Consider the following 19,377-nt stretch of genomic DNA (forward strand, 5'->3'; position numbering starts at 1 on the left):
TTATTACCGGAACGTTTTTGCGGAGCTTTTTTCAAAAAGCGACCCGCCGGAGGCAACTGAATGTGTAAATGCGTTGACCCTGCTGCCTGGCTTTTGTCCCATTGACAACGGGTGTTCCGGGGGGTACCTTTTTTCTTCCAATGAACTTGAAATGTCGGTGTGATAGCACCGGGACGTGTTGATGTATGGAAGGAGATGTAGATGCAAGACGAGATGATCAGCCTGGCCAGTGACAACCATGCAGGGGCTCACCTAGAGATTGTATCAGCGGTGGCAGCCGCTGCCGCAGGCACGGCCGGTGCCTATGGCACAGACCCCTGGACGGCCGTGGCCGCGGAACGCTTCAAAAAGGTTTTTGGCAAAGAGGCCTCCGCCTTTTTGGTGATGACCGGCACCGCCGCCAATATCCTTTCCATCGACGCCGTGACCCGGCCCTTTGAGGCGGTGCTTATCTCAGACTGCGCCCATCTCCACATGGACGAATGCGGCGCGCCGGAGCGGTTCACCGGCAGCAAGTTCATCACGGTGCCCTCGGAGCAGGGCAAGCTCACCGTGGAAGGGCTACGGCCCTGGGTGGAGCGGGAGCCGGACTACCACAGGGTTCAACCTAAGGTGGTCTCCATCACCCAGACCACGGAGTACGGCACGGTCTACTCCGTGGATGAGATCAAAACCATCTGCGAGTACGCCCATGACAACGGGCTCCTGGTCCACATGGACGGCTCCCGCATCTCCAACGCCGCCGCATCCCTGGGCCTCGATTTCCCAGCCTTTACCAAAGACGCCGGGGTGGACTTCCTCTCCTTCGGGGGCACCAAAAACGGCATGATGTTTGGTGAAGCCGTTGTCTTTTTTACCCCGGAGTTTGACGAGGCCTTTCAGTACAGCCGCATGCAGGGCATGCAGCTTGTGTCCAAGATGCGCTTTGTGGGGGCCCAGTTCGAGGCATTTTTAAAGGACGGCCTCTGGAGACGCAACGCCCTCCACGCCAATGCCATGGCACGAAAAATCGCAGACGGCCTAAAGGGAGCCCCCGGGGTGACCATTACCCAGCCCGTGGATGCCAATGCCGTCTTTGCCGTTTTGCCGGCTGACATGATCGAGACTCTCCAGCAGCGGTTTCATTTCCATGTCTGGAACAACCAGACAAACGAGGTCCGTCTCATGGCCTCCTTTGCCACCACGGAGAACGAGATTCAGGCCTTTGCCGAGGCTGTGAAAGCCATTGCGTAATATCTAAGGTTACGGTTCCGTGCCGCTAAAAAGCTGCCTCCGGCGGCAAGGTGTGCCACCTTGAAAGCAGGTTGCGGATGCGTTTTGCCCCTCGTCCTCGGGTCAAATCACATCCGCATTTAAACCGGAATTCACTCAAGCCGAATGTTTAAGTCTGCGTGTTCAACTTTTTGTAACTATTCAGCTTATGTTTGCCTCCGGCGGCCCTGCCGGGGGCCAAACTTTTGAAAAGTTTGACAAACAGGCTTTGACAGCTTTGCCATGAATTCCAGTGATTCTGACTGTTCTGACCTTTCTACCGAAAAGTTTTTTGCGGAGCTTTTTTTCAAAAAAGCGACCCGCCGGAGGCAAGCTGAATAGTTACAACTTTTTTAAACATTCAGCCCCCGCAGGCATAAGTAAAACAAACGTTGGTTTTCGTGTTAACGTTTCGTTGTTTGAGTTGACACCTGAATGCATTCGGCTATTTTAGCCCTTAGCCCTTAGCCCTGGCCGCTTAGCCCTTAGCCCGGAGACCGTTATGACATCCCGCCTCAAGACCACCATTTCCACCTACGATGACTCCGCGGCTGCCTACGCGGACAAGTTCATGGATTACGCTCCGTACCGGGAGATGATGATCCGTTTTCGCGACAGCTATGTGCCGGAAGGGGCCGCGGTGCTGGACATCGGCTGCGGCCCGGGGAACAACGCCGTGCTGATGGCCCAAAAAAAGGCGTCCGTCACCGGCATCGACCTCTCTGCCGAGATGGTGGGCCTGGCCAAAGCCCATATGCCGTCAGGGGATTTTTGCTTTCGGGTGGGGGATATCCGAGACCTCTCAGGGTTCGGCACCTTTGATGTGGTCATCGCCTCGTTTTGCATCGTGCATATCTCGCCTGAAGAGGCCCGGGGCGTAATCACGGAGGTTGCCTCTTGCCTGGCACCCGGGGGCGCTCTCTACCTGAGTTTCATGGTGGGAAAAAAAGACGGGTACGAGACCGCCGGTTTTTCCGGGGGCCGCAAGCTTCATTTTACCTACCACGACCCCGAGGCGGTGAAGGGCTGGCTTGCCGAGAATCACCTTGCCGTAGAGGAGACCCACCTGAGCGATTACCCGGAGCCGGACGGGAGCATCACCACAGACATGTTTCTGTTTGTTCGCAAATAGCCCGGATAGGCCCGGCAGGGCCCCTGTTCCGACAGGTTGTAACTATTCAGCTTGCCTTCTATGGCTAAAGTCGGTTCAAAAGCGTGCCTCCTGCTGCTAGGGATGATCCCCGGACCCACAGTTGCGATGCTCCTTGCCCTCTGTTCCTCAGGACGAGGACATTCGCGAAGGCTTCGGAGAAATTGGATAAAATCTGTTTGTCAAACTTTTCAAACGTTTGGCCCCCGGCAGGGCCGCCGGAGGCAGTTTTTTGGTGCTTGTATCGTTTCACCCGGGTTACGCTTACGTGTCGTATCACCCTATCCGATAATCACGAGGTTTCCCATGACCATCAAGGCCCTTGTGTTTGGCGCCGTTGCCCTTTGTCTCTTTTCAGGGTGCTCGCTTTTTGCCGGGAAGAAGCCCGATAACCTGGGCGTCATGGAGGGCAGGCTGTCCCCCTGCCCGGATTCGCCCAACTGCGTCTCCTCCCAGGCCGACGACGACACCCATGGGATTGCTCCCCTGCCACTAACGGTTTCCCCTGCCGAGGCCATGGCGCGCATTGTTTCGGTCCTTGAGAAGACCCCCCGCGTCACCCTGGTGACCCGCACCGACACCTACCTCCATGCCGAGGTCCGCTCCGCCCTTTTCCGGTTTGTGGATGACCTGGAGGTGCATATCGATGAGGCCAGCCGCACCATCCATTTCCGATCGGCCTCCCGCACGGGGTACAGCGACTTCGGCGTCAACCGGAAGCGCGTGGAACGCTTGAAAAACAGCGTGTCCCGTTGAGGTGCCCATGGCCGTCATCGACCCCCCTTCGGAGTTCGCACCTTTTATTTCTTCGTATCGCCACCTGAAAGGCGAGACCTCCCTTGAGCTCTTCGGCGGGGTGGCCCTGGTGTTCAACCTGGGGGATCCCGTGTCCGTAAGCGTTCAGGGGCGCGCTCCCTTTACGGTGTCCTCTTCTTTTCTTCTGGGGGGCATGTCGCGTCGGGTGGAGCTTGGGTCAGACGGCGACCTGAGGCTTTTTTGCGTTCGGTTTTGCCCCTGCGGGGTATTCCCCTTTCTCTCCATGCCCCAGATGGAGTTTGCCGGGCAGTGCGTGGTTCTTGACGCAACTTGGGGAATGGAAGGGCCTGGGGCGTGGAGGCGGTGGCCCGGGACAGGGGCGATGCGCCGGAGGCTCACGCGCATCGGTTCAATGCCTTTTTTGAGGCGCGCAGGGACGCCTTTTTATCCTATGCCCGGGCTGGTGGCAACGGCCGGCCTGCCCGATCTGCCGTCGAGGGCGGCGCGCATGGGCATGGAGGATCTGGCCGCCCGATGCGGGGTGAGCCGGCGCCATCTGGAGCGGCTCTTTGATGAGCGCATCGGGGTGCCCCCGAAGCATCTTGCCCGCATGTTCCGGCTCTCCCGTGCCCTGGGGCACCTCTCCACCTCCCACGCCGCCGACGTGGCCGTTCGTTGCGGCTTCTTTGACCAGTCCCACCTGATCCGCGAGTGCCTCAGCCTGGCCGATTATTCCCCTTCACAGTGCGTGGCCTGACCTCCCTGGAAAAAGTCGCATTTGTCCAATACAGGTGCACCCGTCGTGGTGCAGGGTTGAGGGCATGGTCCGGGGCCCGTTTCGGGGGCCAGGCCGTCTGTGCATAAGAATTGACATACCATAAGGGGGAGACATGACGACATCAACGCGCGTGGCCGTTGCCACGGATTATCTGCAGGCCGGGTACTCCTGTTCCGAGGCCCTTTTGCTCACCTATGCAAAAGAGCTTGGGCTGGGGCACGCCTGTGCCCTGAAGCTGGCATCGGGCCTTGCCGGGGGCATGGGGGCCGGAGGCGGGACCTGCGGAGTCATGACCGCGGCCTGCCTGGTGATAGGACTTGCAGCAGGTCCCGACACCATCGCGGAACCCGGGGCTCGGGATCGGGTTAGGGGGCTGGTGGACGCCTTTCGAGACGGGTTTGTTGCCGACCACGGGGCCCTGGCCTGCAAGACCCTCAACGGCGGGGTTGACCCCTCCACCCCCGAGGGCAAAGCGGCGATCCGGGCCGCAGGACGGGTGCAGGAGCTCGTGGCCCGTGCGGTCCTCCGCCTGGACGCGATACTGGCGCGGGGGTGACCGGTGTTGGCCAGCTTGCCCTCTGTGGGCAGCGTGGGTGAAAAAAAGCAGGCCCCCTGCGGCCCTGCCGGGGCTAAATTTTTGCCGGATTTCATAACGACGGGCTCAATAAACAGATTCAGTTTCATCTGAAACAACAGCGAATGTGATTTTCCCTGAGGAACGAAGGGGAAAGCGCATTCGCAACCTGCTTTCGAGGTGTTTTGCCTAAGTGGCTTCACCACCCTCGCCGCCGGAGGCATCGTTTTTGCTTTTGCTGAGCTCTCTTGATCCTGTGGTTCATTCGACTTTAACCATGGAAGGCAGGCTTGTTCTGGTTACGTTTCCGCTTCTTTTTCCAAGGCGGCCAGGAGGCAGCGGGCCTCCTCCATGACCCTGGCCGTCTCCCCGGCCAGGGGGGCCAGCTCATCGATCCCGATGGCTTCCCCGGCCTCGAGCCTGTGCTCCAGGGATTCGGCTATGGCCGCCGTCTTTGGGGCGCCGATGTTCAGGAGGGCGCCCTTGAAGCGGTGGACCCTGACCTCGAGATCGGAGAATCGTTCCTCCCTGGCCATGGTCTCCATGATCCGTATGCCCTCCCGATGATCCTCCAAAAAAACGTGCAGCAGTTTCACATAGAGCCCGGTGCCGTATTTTTCCCGGCATGTCTCTCCGGCAAGAAGGGGGGCAGGTGCCTTGGGTCGGGGGGCCCCGGTGACGACGCGTTCACGGGGGATCCATGCCAGCAGCGTCTTACGAAAGGTGACGATGTCGATGGGTTTTCGATAGGATCTGCCTCAGGTTCTCTTCTGTGTCCACGGCGCTGAAGGCGATGACAGGGGGCAGGGCAAGGGACGGATGGGACCTCAAACGTCTCACGACGGTGCGGCCGTTGAGGTCCGGGAGCTTCATGTCGGTGATGACAAGGTCGAAGGTGCGGCCCGAGGTCATGGTGTCCAGGAAGGCCCTGCCGGTCTCGGCGGTGTGGACCTCCATGCGGTGCCCTTTCAGGAGCTCGGAGACCATGGTGCGGCTCAGGGGATCGTCTTCCACCAGGAGGACCGATACCCCCGGGGCCGTGAAATCATGGACAGAGCTCTGGGAAAGGGGGGCAACGGCAGGGACGTCCGGGCGGTTGTCCGGGTGCGCCCCGGACCTTTTGTGCACGGCCTTTTGAACCACGAAAAAGGTGAAGCGCGTCCCTTTGCCCAGCTTGCTGGTGCAGGAGATGCTGCCCCCCATGCGTTCCACCAGTTTGCGGGTGAGGGTGAGCCCCAGGCCGGTCCCCTGGACGTTGGTTTCGGCAAACTGGGTGAACTCATCGAAAATATGGGGCAGGTTCTCCGGGGCGATGCCCGATCCGGTATCGGTGATGGTGAACTCCAGGCAGATCCGGTCCTCCTGCGCCTTGCATCCGATACGCAGGGAGATGATGCCGCTGTCCGTGAATTTGACGGCGTTCTGCAGGATATTGAAGAGCACCTGTTTCAGGCGCATGCTGTCCCCCTTCATGGCGTGGGGGATCTCCGATGAGGCGGAAACGTGGAGGCGAACGTCTTTTCCCCTTAAGGTCTGTTCCACCAGGGCCACGATATGGCCGATGAGGTCGTGGAAGAGATAAGGCTGCTCCACGATGCGGTATTTCCCCGCCTGGATGCTGGAGATATCCAGGACATCGTTGACAATGCCGGCCAGGTGCTTGGAAGCCGTACGCGTGTGGTTTACGTAGGTTTTCTGTTTCCGGTCCAGGGGCGTTTCACTGAGGAGATCGATGAACCCCACCACCGCGTTCAAGGGCGTTCGGATCTCGTGGTTCATGTTTTTAAAAAAGTCCTGCTTGGCCCGGATGGAGGCCTGTTCCACGGCCAGGGTGTTCCGCGCCAGGCGGGACCCGGTGATGCCCACGATGAGAAGAATCACCCCGGCGGTGAGGGTGTACAGGAGGATGTAGCTTTTTCGGATATCCTGGAGGGTGGCTTCCGAGACAAAGGTGAGGATCTTCAGGTCGTACCGGTCCATCTGCCGTGTGTAGGCGGTGTACCGTTTGCCGTGGATGATGACGGTCTCCCCGTTCACGGCGGTGTTGGCCCGGGCAAGGTCCCTGTTCTCCGGTGTGGAGAGGCTGGTATAGCCTGCGGCAGGGTCCTGGGAGTGGGCGATGAGGGAGGCGTTGTTGTGGGTGATGACGATAAACCCGGATTCAAAGGCCAGGTTCTGCATGATGGTATGGTATCGGGAGAACAGGAAGTCCACCCCCACCACCCCGGCGATTTCTCCGGATGGGCCTTTGACGGCCAGGGAGATGGAGGTGATCTCCAGCCCGTCGGGTACGCTGTTGTACAGGTCGTTGATGAAGGGGGTTCCCGGTTTTTCCAGGGCCCCGGTGTACCAGGGCCGGACAATGGGGGTGTAGCCTTGGGGCAGGGAAATTTCCCTGTCCACGATGAGGCTCCCGTCCCGGGTGCCGAGGTAAACATACTTGAAGCGTGAATTGAATTGCCGGTAGTGGTGGCACAGGTCTCGGACCTCCTGGAGCAGTGCCTCGCTCCTGTGGGCCTTTGGGGTGGTGAGCAGGGCAGCCACGGTTGGGTGTTCGGCGATTTCTTTTACATGGGAAAACCCCGTGCCGATGTCTTCGGAAAGGGTGGTGGCAATGGAGGTCAGGGCGATGTTGGCCGCCTCTTTGAGATTGCGGGTGGACTGCCTGATGGAGATGTTGATGCCGATGACCGCCATGACCATCAGGGCGGAGAGCACGCTGACAAAAAAGATGCTGATGACTTTCAGGGAGAGTTTCATGGGGCCGTCCCGGGGGCGCCTTGCCCGGTGCGGGTCATGCGTCGGAGCCGTCGGTATGGGAGAGCCTGTACCCCCGCCCCCATTTGCTCACAATGGCAAGGGGGATGCCTGCCTGGGTGAGTTTCTTCCGGATGTGGGAGATGTAGGTCCTCAGAGCCCCTTTGGAGGTCTCCAGGCCTGCGGTTCCCCAGACCGCTTCGATGAGTTCGTCCGAGGGAACATAGGTGTCGAACCGCAGGCGGAGGCGGTGAAGGAGCCGGTGCTCGATGGGGGTGAAGTCGATGTCGAGGGCGGCGGCACCGGGGAGCGCCTCATCGTCCGTGGTGGCGGTGGGCTCCGGGGTGCGTCTGAGGACACACTCCAGGCGTGCCGCCAGCTCCGCGATGTCAAAGGGTTTACGGATGTAGTCTTCGGCCCCCGATTTCAGGGAGCGCACCACGGATTCGGGCAGGGACTTGCTGCTGACCATGACAAAGGGGATGTTGTGGCTCTGCAGGTGAGTCGTGATCTTGTGGCCGTCTCCGTCCGGCAGGAGGATATCCACCAGGGCCAGGGAAACAGGGGTTTCGTGGATGGTTTGGACAGCCTCCCTGCACCCTTCGGCGTGCAGGACGGTGTACGATGCGCCCAATTGCTCAATGGCGTGCTTGATGAGGATAAAATCCGTCTGTTCGTCTTCGACAACAAGTATATTCATGAAAACCGCTTTGTCCGATTCTTACTTCAGATCATTCACCACCATGATCCTCCTGTGTCGAGGAGACGGTGTGATTGGAGTAATACATTGTTCCTTCATGACTCATGCTTTGGGACGGCGCACAGTGTACCTGCCTGAAATGATTCTCTACGTCATCTTTTTAGCAAAATAATCATAGCTTATATGACAAAAAGAAGTGCCGAGTCAATCGTCAATCAAGGGGCTTTGCCGTGCCTATAAGTACTTTTTTTGGCCTTCTTTTAACTTTTTTTACTGAAGAACCGCATGTATATATCCGGCGGGGTGATGTTACCCCCGGCAGAAGATTGGCCTGTGGCCATACCTCGGCTTACCCAGGGGAAACGGGGAGCCAGGCGTCCGGGGAACGTTTTTTCGTGAAGGGCCCTCGGGTGGGAAAGGGCCGTAGATGAATGCCTTATTTATGGGATTTCGGAGGTTTGTTGTGAAAAACGGCTGTAGAAGATGGAAGGCCATGGCCACGGTACTGGTGGCAGGCACGATGCTGACAGGCTGCGCATCCACCTGGGTCCAGAAGGACGCGGACTGGATGGATAAAAAACATGTTCCCGTTCTTGTGGGGCACTACAAGGTGACCAGCGACGGCGGTGCCGATGTCATCGACCTTGCCAAGCAGGTTGCCGGGGGAGACTCCTTTGGCAGCCTGGGGATGGATACGTACAAGGAGATGAGAAAGGCCCTGGAGCCTTTCGGGTTTGACCTCAGAACCGACAAGCGCAGGGCAAAAAAACTCGATCGCATCAAGGATTACAAGACCGGAAACAGCCAGGTGGACGCCCTGCTTTCAAGCCTCACCTGTGAGTGGGTCCACCCGGCCACCTCCAACCGTGAGTTCCACCACATTATGGCCGGGACCTCCCTGCGCAAAAAGGTGGTCAACGAGCTCAAGGGCAAAAACAGGAAGGAGGCGTTCCTGTCTGCCAACCTCAAGATCGAGGATCAGGACCAGTACCTTTTCTTCAAACGTTATCGGGTCGTTCTGGGGATTCAGATCCTGGACCAGAAGGGGGATGCCGTGTTCCAGGCCAAGGCCGAAGGGTTTACCACCCTCTCGTTCTTGCGAAATCCCTGGAGCGAGAAGCGGATCCAGAAGGCGTTGGCCGACGGGCTGGCCAAAATGCAGACCGTGGAAGTCAAGCCCAAGGTGTCCATGTTCTCGTCCCTGTAAGGCGGCAGGTGACGGCCCATATCGGGCCGCGTGAATTTTGGGGGGATGTGCGTACACGCGCGTTCCCCCTTTTTTTATATCTGCTTTCGGCCGCCGAAGACCAGCTTGCCGCCCAGGGAACCCGCACGGATGGTGGGAACCAGCAGGAGGAGGTAGGCCGCCACAAGGGCTTTTGCCGAACCGGTGAGCCGGTGCACGTTTACCGGGTACAGGGCCTGGAAGAGAAGGATCAGGACAGCACCTGCAAGGACCAGGACGCTGCAGACCAGCTTTGTGCGGAACAGGGCGGTGGTGGCACCCTTGTACCGGTGTTGCCAGGAGGCAATGCCGGTGAGGATGACCCCCGGCATGGACAGGGTGATGACGGCCAGGTTTACGTAAGCCGCAAAAACAAGGCCCTGGATCTGAAAGAGGCAGCCTGCGGCCATGAATATTCCGGCCACCGGCACCATGCCGTTGGGGATATGCACGGCAATGGGATGGAGCTGATAGCGGTCGTTTTGCCTGTAGAGGGCAAGGAGCCACGCTGGCTTGGGACGGCGACGGGGGTGTGGTTTCATGGGCGCACCGGTGTGGGGTGAATGGATGGATGGCAAGTGGTTGATTTTTCACTCTACCATGGAAGCCGGAAGGACCGCAATGTGTTGCCGATGTTGACGCCGGGTGACGGCCGGTGGGTACAATGTACGGCGCCACTGTTCAGTTGCCTCCGGCGGCCCTGCCGGGGGCAACTTACCCTTTTATTCTAAAAATAACGATGCCAGGAGAGGCTGGTCTCCCAGGCGTGCTGGCTCTCGACGTCGGTGCGGGAGACCGAGAGCCCGATGCGGTTGTTGCGGTTTACCGTGAAGTTGGTTTCAAAGGCCGCGTGGGTTTCGGTGGTGTCGTCGGGCATGCGCCGGGTGATGTTGCCGGAAAGAAGCATGCGCCATCGGTCCGTGGGGGAGAAGAGGAGCCCCGTCCGGAGCCCGGGCCCCACGGAGGCCCCTTTGTCCAGGCCTTTGGAGGCGAGGAGTTCGGCTTCGGGCAGGATGAAAAAGAGGCTCTCGTCCGAGAGGTTCCAGCTCATTCCCGTTGCGGCACGCAGGGAGTAGGCGCCTTTCATGTCTCCGGTTTCGGTCATCCGTTTTTCGTACCCGGCGTGGAAAGTCCAGGAGAGGGGCCGGATAAAGGCATTTCGGGGGGACAGGGAGAGGATGTCCAGGACGGTGAAGGCCTCCAGATCCAGCTCCTTGTCCTCGTTGTCGTAGCGGACCCGGGTGTGCAAAAATTCGATCTGGACGCCTTCGCGCCGGGTGTAGTCGGTGGTGAGCAGGTTGGTGAAGGCCGGGGTAAAGGCGAGCTCTTCGAAGCTGTCCCCGTCGCGGACCCCGAAGGTGGCGGAGACACGTGACGCATCATGGCCCGTGGTGGGCTCGGGAGGGGCGGGCACGGCCTTTTCTTCGGGGCTGCCCTTGCCCAGGGTTTTGCGTGCCTTAAGGGTACCCAGGAACCGGGGCCTGAACTCCTCCTGGGAGAGCTTTTTCTTGGCGCGCCTGTAGCGTGTGACGTCGGTGACCAGGTCCAGGGTGACACGTTTGGTGCGATCGGGAAGCTCCATGGCGAGAAAGTCTGCCGGGGGCAGGGTGCCGTCGCTGAGGTCTTGTGCGAGGCCCACCTCGTATTTGGAGAGGCGCCGTACACCGGCCTGGATGCGGCTTCCCAGGGAAGGGCGGTACCTGGCTTCGGAGATGAGGCCCGCTTTCTGCATGGCCTTGATGGTGTCGATGGGGATGACGGTGAGCCCTTTTTCATGGGTGAGGGAGAGACCGGGCCGGGCCGTCTCCAGCAGGAACTGGAGCATGTAGGAGCAGTTTTTGTCAAAGAAATAGTAGTAGCTGTAGCTCTCCTTCAGCTCGAGGATATGAAGGACCATGCGCCGGGTCTCTTCCGGGGTGAGGGTCAGGGGGTACTCCCAGATGTCCCGCTGCGCCATGTCCCCGTACTCCTGGATTTTTTTGTAATAGGGGAGGATGGCATAATACCCCTTGAAGGAGCCGACGATGCCCTTGAACATGTAGGTGATGGGGTTCTGGCTGTCGGGCAGGGCCGCGTAGTTCACGGCGTCGGCCAGCACCGGTGCCTGGTAGTCGGTCTCAATGGTCAGAAAGGTGTGACCGAACATGGAGGCCGGGTTGTTGAGATGATAGGTGGGAAAGATCAGGGTGGCCGATGAGGGCCGGAGCCTTGCGGCCTCCTCACACACCAGGGGCGGGGTGTCCAGAACATCGGACAGCTGGTCGTATACCCAGGTGTATCGGGCGATGAAGCGGCACAGGGGGACGTCGTCGGGGGCCTCGCCCGTGAAAAACGTGCGGATCAGGGCGGTGAGCTCTGCGTCGGCATCGGTCTTTCCCGTCTCTGCCAGGAAGAAGGCGGGGTCGTCTATATAGCTCCGGTACGGGGTCAGGCCCACGGGGCAGTGGAGCAGGGTCCGCCAGTACGGGTTCTCGGAGAGCTTGCGTTCGCGGGCGATGCGCACGAGTGCCTCCGTGCCCGCGTCCGGTGACTCGGCGAACAGCGGGGCCGGGGCCAGGGCGATAAAAAGCAGCAAAAAAGCCCCCGCCAGGCAGCAATACCATGCCGAAGGGCGGGGGCAATTCCATGCGGATGTTGTGCTAGATCTGAGCAAGAACGCCTCGGATGGACTGAGACACAGCAGCGTGCTCAACGTCGACGGTGGGGTAGATGGTGTCGAAGTTTGCCTGGAGGGCCTGGCATGCAGCGGCCTTTTCAGAACCGGATACCTGGGCAATTTCCATCAGGGCGTCGAGGCTCTCGCCGTTGCCGGAGGCGATGTCAACAGCCAGGCTGTCCATGTTGTCGGCCACAAAGGCGTCCATGCGCTCGTTGCTGACGAAGCTCTCGGGCTTGTCACAACCCAGGGTACCGGAGGAGATGCCGAAGGTCTGGTTTCCGCTGGTACCGTTGAGGGAGGTGCCGAGGACGTTCCAGGCAAGACCGGTTTTTTCGCCGATGAGTTCTTTGCCGAGGCCGCAACCGCAGTTTTCGCTGACGGTGGACGCATAAGAGGTGCCGGCAACCAGCAGAAGGGCACCCAGTGCTACAATACATTTCTTCATGATGTTTCCTTTCAACTAATCATTACATTGTCATACCTTCACCGATGATTGTCTCTCCGGTTAAGACCCAGTCCACCCAGTAAGATAGGGGTTCAGGTTTGAAGAGGAATCCTTGATCATCAATGAAGTGTACATTCATAGTAAATTATTCGTCGGGATTCTATGAAATAAATCACATCCGTGAAAAAATGTTAATTGATGCGCCATGGCGCGATTCGCTGTTGATATCACGTATCGCGCCATGCCTTGTGTGCGCTGTCGGCTCCCGGTGTCAATCCCAGGCTGACGGAAGAAGGGAGGTGTCCATGAGAATTCTGGTGGCGGAGAGTACTTCCCCGGTTTCCACGCGAACGAGGCGAACGATGACATCGGCCCTGGAACCGGAGATGACGACGCGACCGGCCATGAGCAGTTCGGCACCGGTGAGGCGCCCCGCCTTTGCCGCGGTCTCTTCGTCCACGAACCCGGAAAGTCCCAGGGTGATCTCATCTACCATGGCCGAGGTGTTGTCCCTCTCCACCACGGTGAAAAGGGGGTGGCGGGTGGCGGCAATGAGAAGGGCCGAGGTGAGGTAGGAGGCGTCCGGGCCGGAGAGTTCCGAGGCCAGGGGGAGGACGGCGGTGGCCGGTTTCCCCGACAGGGAGATGGCCGCGTAATCCGCCAGCTGCCCCACGGCTTTTTCAAAGAGCTCTGCCGTGACCTCGTCGGGCTTCTGGCCGCCTGCAACCCCTTCGAAGTACTCCCCGTGTGTTTCGTCCGGCTGGGTCACAAGGTGGTTCAGCTCGTTTCGGGCGATGTTGATGATAACGGCTTCAAGTTTGTCCGATGTGAAGTTGGCGCCGGTGTGGTGGCTGACGCTGCCCGGTGCGCCGCCGTCGCTTTCCCCCCTCTCCCCGTACGTGAGGAAAATGTAAGCCCCCCCCGTGAGCTGGGAGAGCTGCCTCAGCACATACTCCCCGGCAAGGGAGAGCCCTCCTGTACCCACGGAGAAGATCTTGATGCCCTTTTCCCGGGCAGTGCGGGCCGCATCCATGTAAGTGAAGGCGTGGTCGTAGTCCAGGTGGGGCGGCGCGTCGGTGACGGCAAAGGCCAGGCGGATGCCCGCCTCGTTCCAGTCCATCTCGTCGATCCCTTTTTGCAGGGCGCTTTCCAGGTCTTCGGGGGTGTCTCCTCCCCCACCGGCCCGCACGCGGGACAATCGCTGCCTGAACGCTTCCAAGTCGGTGGTAAAGGGGATCGTTCTGGTGACGTACTCATCGCCCGCGTCCCGGTACATCACCATGCCGTATCGGATCAACGGGCGAACGGAGAGCTGAGAAAGGTTGAGGTTGATGAGGTCGATGCTGGTTTTCAGCTGCTCGATCTCCTCGCCCATGCTGCCCGTGGTGTCCAGAATAAAAAGGAGATCCAAAGGCACGGCCGCGGGAAGGGACCTGTGGGTGTCCAGGGTGACGGTTATCTCGCGCCGTCCGCTGCGATCAAGGGACACTTTTTTCTCCAGGCCGGCGTAGCGGAATGTGGCCGCCAAGGTTTGTGTCGTGCCCGCGTACAGGGCGGGGTATGTGCGGAAGATGCCGTCGGCGGTGGTCGTCCCGGTTTCCACCGTCTTGCCTTCCAAGGCGATGCGGACGGTGCAGTCCGGCAAGGTGCGCCCTTTCTGGTCCAGGACCGTGAGGGTGATGCGTTCGCTGACGTCGGCGGGGATGTGGGGGACCTCTTTGTAGGTCTCCAGAAAATCGAGGAAGTGGTTGAACTGCCGGTTGTCGTCGGCGTAGGCGGCCTTGAGTCCCGAGGCCGAGGGTGCGCCAAGGCCCCGTTTCCGAACCGGGGCGCTTTTTACCTCCCGGGACATGGAGCCCCCGTCTGCGTGCATTCTGAAGGTGGGGAGGGGGGGCATGGCTTTTTCTGCTTCGACAGCGTCCGGGGGAGCCGATCTATGGTTCAGGGTTTCCGCGCATCCCCAGAAAAGGAGCATGAGACAAAGAAGGGGGACGAGTCGTTTCATGGGTGACCTCCTGATGTGAGCCGTAAGGTGTTCTCGTGAATTATCCGGGACAGGGCTTCGAGGGAGCCCCTCCTTGTCGGTGGTGAAGATGCAGCTTATACGGCTGGTTTTCAATCCGTCTATGTGCTGGATCACACCGGGGTCACCTGGTCGGAGTGTCCGGCCCCCGCAGCCAGGCCAGAAGGCTGCCCAGGGCCGCCGTGGCCGCGCCGCAGAAGAGGGCGTAGCGGAAGGCCGTGAGAAAGGGGCCCTGCAGGGCCTGGGTGACAAGCCCGTTGGCCCCGGACAGGGCCGTGTAGGTGTGGTTAAAAACCGCACCTGCCAGGGCCACGCCCGTGACCATGCCCAGGTTTCGCGCGGCGCCCACCACGCTGCTGGCCACGCCCCGCCGGGGAGCGGGCACCGAGCTCATGATGGTGGTGTTGTTCGGAGGAAGGAAAAGGGCCACGCCAAAACCCGCCAGGGCCAGCTTGAAGGCGATGGGGGGAAAGGCGGTGACCTCCGTGGGCCAGGCCAGCAGGGCCAGGGCCAGGCTGAGGGTTCCCATGCCCAGGACACAGAGGATCCGCGAGCCCATGCGGTCGGCCAGGGCGCCGGAAAAGGGGGGCACCACAAAGAGCAGGGCAAAGGGAATCGTCATGACGGTGCCCACCTGGGCTTCGGAGTAGCCCATGGGAAAGAGCAGGTAAAAGGGCATGAGAAAGACCATGGTGAACAGGGCCGTATAAAGGGCGACGGCCGAGAGAACCGGCAGCCGGAAGATGCGCTCTTTAAAGAGGCTGGGATCCATGACCGGGTGAACGGTCCGGTTTTCGTGGGCCACAAAGATCAGAGCCAGGGCAATGGCTGTGCCGGTGAGACCAAGGACGCGGAAGGATGCGTAGCCCCAGGCGTGGGCGTGGGTGAGGCCGGTGAAGAGCGCTCCGCAGGACAGGGCGATGAGCAGGCCGCCGGGCAGGTCAAAGGGCTCGTCGCGCCGGGTGTCGGCCTCGGACCCTTTGAGGATCCGCGCGGCCAGAACCGCCACGGTGAGCCCCACGGGGATGTTGACGGCAAAGATCATCCGCCACGAAAAATGGGTGAGAATGAACCCGCCCACGGCAGGGCCCGAGGTGAGCCCCGCGGCAACCACCGTGGCGATGCTGCCCAGGGCCTTGCCCCGCTCGTTTTCCGGAAAGGCGTCCACGATGAGGGCCTGGCTGCAGGACATGATCATGGCCGCCCCCGTGCCCTGGAGGGCCCGGGCGGCGATGAGGGCGCCCACGGACGGTGAGAGGGCGCAGAGCAGGGAGGAGAGGGTAAAAAGGCCGTGCCCCCCCACCAGGACCAGGCGGCGTCCCACAATGTCGCTCAGTCGCCCGAAGCTCAGGATCAGGGAGGTAAAGGCGATGAGGTAGATGAGCACCACCCACTCAATGGTCACCATGGTGGTGTTCAGCCTGCCCATGAGGGTGGGCAGGGCCACGTTGACAATGCTGGAATCCAGGGTGGACATGAAGCTGCCCGTGGTTACCAGCGCGAAGACCGTCCATTTTCCGGGGGAATGCTCTTTCATTGCGGCTCATTTATCCATTGCGTACAGGTGGCGACGGGGCGTCCGCCCCGGGGAGGGCGTTACGCGGCGGCATAAGAACAAAACACACAAGACCAATGCCTCCGGCGGCTCTGCCGGAGGCTTGTTTGGGCCTTTACGCGGCAAAGGGGGCCAGCATTTCTCGGATGTCCCCTTCCACGGGCAGGGCGCGGCCATCGGGACCGGCAATGACAAAGGTGACGTCGGCCTCCACCACCGGGGTGCCCGAGCCTTTTTTGGTCATGGTCTGCTTGAGGGTGCAGCTCTTGCCCCCGAACCGGGTGATGCGGCTTTCGATGGCCAGGGTGTCCCCCAGGGTGGCAGGGCTCTGGTAGCTGATGTTGATGTTCACGACAAAAAAGGAGTACCCCTTTGCCGCCAGGTTGCCCAGGTGTTCCTCAAAAAGGGCCCAGCGGGCTTCTTCGATGAATTCGAGGTAGCGTGCGTTGTTGACGTGTCCGTACAGGTCCAGGTGGTAGCCCCTGACTTTGATCTCGGTGTGGTTTTTCATGCGGCTCTCCGTTGGCGTGGCGGGGGGCTGGGCTGCCTGAGTCCGGGATTCGGCAAAGGGGGAATGGCCATGGCCGATACCTCTGCCTGGGTGGGCGTTCAAGGCCTCGTCACGATGGCGGATTGCATCGTCCGGAACGGCTGTGTACCGCGTGTTTTCCCTGTCATGGTCCCGATCCCCTTACCGTCAGTCATGGTTGTGTTGTCTCGGTAAACTCAGAACGATAGCAGCGGACCCAAACCATGTCAATGCCGCTATATGCTGCGTAAATTGGCCTTGACGCCACTATATCTTGTGCTAAAATGACATTTAGAGCAGTTGAGCCCATCCAGAGACAGCCGGTGTTCCCGGAGGCGTTTTCCTGACAACACCCATCCAGTAAAAAAAAAAGCGGGTTGCGGCCCATGGGAGAGAAAAAAGAGAGGTGATTCTCTTTGAGTCTCCTGCCTGCTCTGGTGTCCGGTGTATTGGTTCCCCCCATGGGGTTCCGACCCCTTTCAGGCGACACCGGCGGAAGCATACATGATAAAATTCGGTTGAGATGACCTGTGAATAACGGAGAGAAGATGACAGCGACAACGCGAGAGGGAATCATGAAAGAGAGCGGTATGTTGACAATATCGGACAATACACGAACGGTCCTTGAGAGGCGGTACCTGAAAAAGGACCCCGCCGGGAATCTTGAGGAGACGCCTGAAGAGCTTTTCCAGCGCGTGGCAAGCAGTATTGCCGAGGCAGAAGGATACTACGAGGGCGGCCTTGAACCCTCGGAGGTGTCCGAGGCGTTTTATCGCCTGATGACGGAATTCAAATTTTTGCCCAACTCCCCCACCCTGATGAACGCGGGCAACGACCTGGGTCAGCTGGCGGCTTGCTTTGTGCTGCCCGTGGACGACAGCCTTGAGGGGATCTTCGATGCGGTGAAGAACGCGGCGTTGATTCACAAGTCCGGCGGAGGCACGGGCTTCTCCTTTTCCCGGCTCAGGGCCAAGAACTGCCGGGTGGGCTCCACCGGGGGCGTGGCCTCGGGGCCGGTCTCTTTTATGAAAATTTTCAATACCGCCACCGAACAGGTGAAGCAGGGGGGCACCCGGCGGGGGGCCAACATGGCCATTTTGCGGGTGGACCATCCCGATATCCTGGAGTTCATCGGCTGCAAAGAGGACAACGAAGCCCTGAACAACTTCAACATCTCCGTGGGGGTCACCGACGCCTTTATGCAGGCGGTGCGCCAGGGGGAGGCCTACGACCTCATCGATCCCCGCAACGGAGAGCCCCGGGGCTCTTTGGACGCCCGCACCGTCTACGAGACCCTCATCCACCAGGCCTGGTTCAACGGGGACCCCGGCATCGTCTTTCTGGACCGCATCAACCGGGACAACCCCACCCCGGAGATCGGGGAGATCGAGTCCACCAACCCATGCGGGGAGCAGCCCCTGCTGCCCATGGAGGCGTGCAACCTGGGGTCGGTGAACCTCTCCCGGTGCGTGGCGGTCCAGGGAGGCAAAACGCGGGTGGATTACGAGGCCCTCAAGGAGACCGTCTGGCTTGCCGTGCGCTTTCTGGACGACACCATCGAGATGAGCCGCTACCCCCTTGCCGCCATCGACGAGATGGTCAAGGGCAACCGGAAGATCGGGCTGGGGGTCATGGGCTTTGCCGACCTCCTGTTCATGATGGGAATTCCCTACAACTCGGACGAGGCCGTGGCCCTGGCAGAAAAGGTCATGGGCTTTGTCCAGGCCGAAGCCCACGAGGCTTCCCGCCACCTGGCCGTCTCCCGGGGGGCCTTCCCCAACATCGACAAGAGCGTCTTTAAAGGGGACGAGGCACGGGCCTACCGCAACGCCACCTGCACCACCATCGCCCCCACCGGGACCTTGAGCATCATCGCCGGGTGCTCCAGCGGCATTTCCAGCCTGGGTCGCCTTCGTGCGCGCCGGGTGATGGATGGAGACGAGCTTGTGGAGGTGAACCCCCTGTTTGAAGCCACGGCTCGGGCCCGGGGATTTTACAGCGACGAGCTCATGGCCCGCATCGCCAAGGTCGGCACCATCGCCCACATGGAAGAGATCCCCGAGGATGTAAGGGCCGTGTTCGTCACCGCCCACGACGTCTCCCCGGAGTGGCACATCCGCATGCAGGCGGCCTTTCAGAACCACACGGACAACGCCGTTTCCAAAACCGTGAACCTGCCCAGGCAGGCCAGCGAAGACGAGGTGCGGGACATCTACGACATGGCCTTTGACCTCTGCTGCAAAGGGGTCACCATCTACCGGGACGGCAGCAAGGAGAACCAGGTCCTCTCCGTCTCCGACGCCAAAAAAGAGGCGGCCCCGGCCGAGCCCTCCCACAGGGTGCTGGAGCGCCCCGAGATCCTGGAAGGCTTCACCTCCAAGATCGGCACCGGCATGGGCCAGCTCTATGTCACCGTCACCGAGATGGACGGCCGCCCCTTTGAAGTGTTTGCCACCATAGGTAAGTCCGGCAAATCCACCACGGCCAAGACCGAAGCCATCGGTCGGCTCATCTCCCTGGCCCTTCGCTCCGGGGTGGACGTCTCCGAGATCGTCCACCAGGTGAAAGGCATCGGCGGTGAGCACGCCGTGTTCCAGAAAGGGGGCCGGGTCCTCTCCATCCCCGATGCCATCGGCCGGGTGCTGGAGAAACGCTACCTCAAAGGCAAAGGCCCGGCAAACGGCGTCAAGGTGGAGCCCTCCCTCATCGATGATCCCTGCCCGGACTGCGGCGGCGCCATGGCACACGAAGAAGGGTGCGTCACCTGCCACCTCTGCGGGTACACCAAGTGCGGGTAATGAGTTGAAAGCCTTCCTTCTATGGGCAAAGCCTGCCTCCGGCGGCGAGGTGAGCCACCTCGAAAGCTTATTGCGATTGCGTATTTTCCTTCGTTCCTCAGGAAAATGCGCAATCGCCTTCGGCTCGGGCTTCGCCCGACATAAACGCTGATGATTTGTGCGGGCGGCATCACATGC

At 60.4% G+C, this 19,377-nt stretch carries 16 protein-coding genes; 7 read left to right on the top strand and 9 right to left on the bottom strand.

Features of this window, described 5'->3' with window-relative positions:
- Positions 1-201: 201 nt before the first annotated feature.
- The 5 genes from ACOYW2_RS27910 to ACOYW2_RS27930 all read left to right on the top strand — a co-directional run bounded on the left by ACOYW2_RS27910 (position 202) and on the right by ACOYW2_RS27930 (position 4,491).
- Positions 202-1,233, top strand: coding sequence for a threonine aldolase family protein (locus ACOYW2_RS27910; RefSeq protein ID WP_482768709.1), 1,032 nt, complete (start codon positions 202-204; stop codon positions 1,231-1,233).
- 520 nt (positions 1,234-1,753) lie between these two features.
- On the top strand, positions 1,754-2,383 hold the full coding sequence (locus ACOYW2_RS27915; protein ID WP_482768710.1) for a class I SAM-dependent methyltransferase: 630 nt from the start codon (positions 1,754-1,756) through the stop codon (positions 2,381-2,383).
- Between the two features lie 324 nt (positions 2,384-2,707).
- Positions 2,708-3,157, top strand: coding sequence for a DUF1499 domain-containing protein (locus ACOYW2_RS27920; protein WP_482768711.1), 450 nt, complete (start codon positions 2,708-2,710; stop codon positions 3,155-3,157).
- 7 nt (positions 3,158-3,164) lie between these two features.
- Complete coding sequence (locus ACOYW2_RS27925; protein WP_482768712.1) at positions 3,165-3,914, top strand: helix-turn-helix domain-containing protein; 750 nt, start codon at positions 3,165-3,167, stop codon at positions 3,912-3,914.
- A 133-nt stretch (positions 3,915-4,047) separates the two neighbouring features.
- A complete protein-coding gene (locus ACOYW2_RS27930) occupies positions 4,048-4,491 on the top strand; it encodes a C-GCAxxG-C-C family (seleno)protein (RefSeq protein ID WP_482768713.1) in 444 nt (147 codons plus the stop codon).
- A 317-nt stretch (positions 4,492-4,808) separates the two neighbouring features.
- On the opposite strand, the gene ACOYW2_RS27935 is transcribed toward ACOYW2_RS27930, so the two are convergent.
- The 3 genes from ACOYW2_RS27935 to ACOYW2_RS27945 all read right to left on the bottom strand — a co-directional run bounded on the left by ACOYW2_RS27935 (position 4,809) and on the right by ACOYW2_RS27945 (position 7,966).
- Positions 4,809-5,105 carry an Hpt domain-containing protein gene (locus tag ACOYW2_RS27935; protein WP_482768714.1) on the bottom strand — a complete coding sequence of 99 codons (297 nt, stop codon included), beginning with the start codon at positions 5,103-5,105 and terminating at the stop codon, positions 4,809-4,811.
- Positions 5,106-5,223: 118 nt separating this feature from the next.
- The gene (locus ACOYW2_RS27940) at positions 5,224-7,269 is read right to left on the bottom strand and encodes a hybrid sensor histidine kinase/response regulator (protein WP_482768715.1); all 2,046 of its coding nucleotides are present in this window, start codon (positions 7,267-7,269) and stop codon (positions 5,224-5,226) included.
- A gap of 34 nt (positions 7,270-7,303) precedes the next feature.
- Positions 7,304-7,966 carry a response regulator transcription factor gene (locus ACOYW2_RS27945; RefSeq protein WP_482420902.1) on the bottom strand — a complete coding sequence of 221 codons (663 nt, stop codon included), beginning with the start codon at positions 7,964-7,966 and terminating at the stop codon, positions 7,304-7,306.
- Between the two features lie 463 nt (positions 7,967-8,429).
- On the opposite strand from ACOYW2_RS27945, the gene ACOYW2_RS27950 reads away from it, so the two are divergent.
- Positions 8,430-9,173, top strand: a complete 744-nt coding sequence (locus tag ACOYW2_RS27950) for a hypothetical protein (RefSeq protein WP_482768716.1) — start codon at positions 8,430-8,432, stop codon at positions 9,171-9,173.
- Positions 9,174-9,247: 74 nt separating this feature from the next.
- Here ACOYW2_RS27950 and ACOYW2_RS27955 read toward each other — a convergent pair whose 3' ends face one another.
- The 6 genes from ACOYW2_RS27955 to ACOYW2_RS27980 all read right to left on the bottom strand — a co-directional run bounded on the left by ACOYW2_RS27955 (position 9,248) and on the right by ACOYW2_RS27980 (position 16,384).
- Positions 9,248-9,733 (bottom strand): hypothetical protein, encoded by a 486-nt coding sequence (locus ACOYW2_RS27955; RefSeq protein WP_482768717.1) that lies wholly within the window; start codon positions 9,731-9,733, stop codon positions 9,248-9,250.
- 185 nt (positions 9,734-9,918) lie between these two features.
- A complete protein-coding gene (locus tag ACOYW2_RS27960) occupies positions 9,919-11,766 on the bottom strand; it encodes an Lnb N-terminal periplasmic domain-containing protein (protein WP_482768718.1) in 1,848 nt (615 codons plus the stop codon).
- A 64-nt stretch (positions 11,767-11,830) separates the two neighbouring features.
- A complete protein-coding gene (locus ACOYW2_RS27965; RefSeq protein WP_482420906.1) occupies positions 11,831-12,295 on the bottom strand; it encodes a DUF3015 family protein in 465 nt (154 codons plus the stop codon).
- Between the two features lie 271 nt (positions 12,296-12,566).
- A complete protein-coding gene (locus ACOYW2_RS27970; RefSeq protein WP_482768719.1) occupies positions 12,567-14,300 on the bottom strand; it encodes a VWA domain-containing protein in 1,734 nt (577 codons plus the stop codon).
- Between the two features lie 142 nt (positions 14,301-14,442).
- Positions 14,443-15,855, bottom strand: a complete 1,413-nt coding sequence (locus ACOYW2_RS27975) for an MFS transporter (protein WP_482768720.1) — start codon at positions 15,853-15,855, stop codon at positions 14,443-14,445.
- Between the two features lie 133 nt (positions 15,856-15,988).
- Positions 15,989-16,384: an acyl-CoA thioesterase gene (locus ACOYW2_RS27980; RefSeq protein WP_482768721.1), complete on the bottom strand. Its 396-nt coding sequence runs from the start codon at positions 16,382-16,384 to the stop codon at positions 15,989-15,991.
- 566 nt (positions 16,385-16,950) lie between these two features.
- Between ACOYW2_RS27980 and ACOYW2_RS27985 the strand changes: the two genes are divergently transcribed.
- Positions 16,951-19,200: a vitamin B12-dependent ribonucleotide reductase gene (locus ACOYW2_RS27985; protein ID WP_482768722.1), complete on the top strand. Its 2,250-nt coding sequence runs from the start codon at positions 16,951-16,953 to the stop codon at positions 19,198-19,200.
- Positions 19,201-19,377 lie beyond the last annotated feature (177 nt).

It is taken from the genome of Desulfoluna sp. CLI2B (assembly GCF_056847375.1).

What these genes read in the sequence shown, in the direction of transcription:
- ACOYW2_RS27910 (WP_482768709.1), top strand. Translation starts at nt 202, where the DNA reads ATGCAAGACGAGATGATCAGCCTGGCCAGTGACAACCATGCAGGGGCT.
- ACOYW2_RS27915 (WP_482768710.1), top strand. Translation starts at nt 1,754, where the DNA reads ATGACATCCCGCCTCAAGACCACCATTTCCACCTACGATGACTCCGCG.
- ACOYW2_RS27920 (WP_482768711.1), top strand. Translation starts at nt 2,708, where the DNA reads ATGACCATCAAGGCCCTTGTGTTTGGCGCCGTTGCCCTTTGTCTCTTT.
- ACOYW2_RS27925 (WP_482768712.1), top strand. Translation starts at nt 3,165, where the DNA reads ATGGCCGTCATCGACCCCCCTTCGGAGTTCGCACCTTTTATTTCTTCG.
- ACOYW2_RS27930 (WP_482768713.1), top strand. Translation starts at nt 4,048, where the DNA reads ATGACGACATCAACGCGCGTGGCCGTTGCCACGGATTATCTGCAGGCC.
- ACOYW2_RS27940 (WP_482768715.1), bottom strand. Translation starts at nt 7,269, where the DNA reads ATGAAACTCTCCCTGAAAGTCATCAGCATCTTTTTTGTCAGCGTGCTC.
- ACOYW2_RS27945 (WP_482420902.1), bottom strand. Translation starts at nt 7,966, where the DNA reads ATGAATATACTTGTTGTCGAAGACGAACAGACGGATTTTATCCTCATC.
- ACOYW2_RS27955 (WP_482768717.1), bottom strand. Translation starts at nt 9,733, where the DNA reads ATGAAACCACACCCCCGTCGCCGTCCCAAGCCAGCGTGGCTCCTTGCC.
- ACOYW2_RS27965 (WP_482420906.1), bottom strand. Translation starts at nt 12,295, where the DNA reads ATGAAGAAATGTATTGTAGCACTGGGTGCCCTTCTGCTGGTTGCCGGC.
- ACOYW2_RS27970 (WP_482768719.1), bottom strand. Translation starts at nt 14,300, where the DNA reads ATGAAACGACTCGTCCCCCTTCTTTGTCTCATGCTCCTTTTCTGGGGA.
- ACOYW2_RS27975 (WP_482768720.1), bottom strand. Translation starts at nt 15,855, where the DNA reads ATGAAAGAGCATTCCCCCGGAAAATGGACGGTCTTCGCGCTGGTAACC.
- ACOYW2_RS27980 (WP_482768721.1), bottom strand. Translation starts at nt 16,384, where the DNA reads ATGAAAAACCACACCGAGATCAAAGTCAGGGGCTACCACCTGGACCTG.
- ACOYW2_RS27985 (WP_482768722.1), top strand. Translation starts at nt 16,951, where the DNA reads ATGACAGCGACAACGCGAGAGGGAATCATGAAAGAGAGCGGTATGTTG.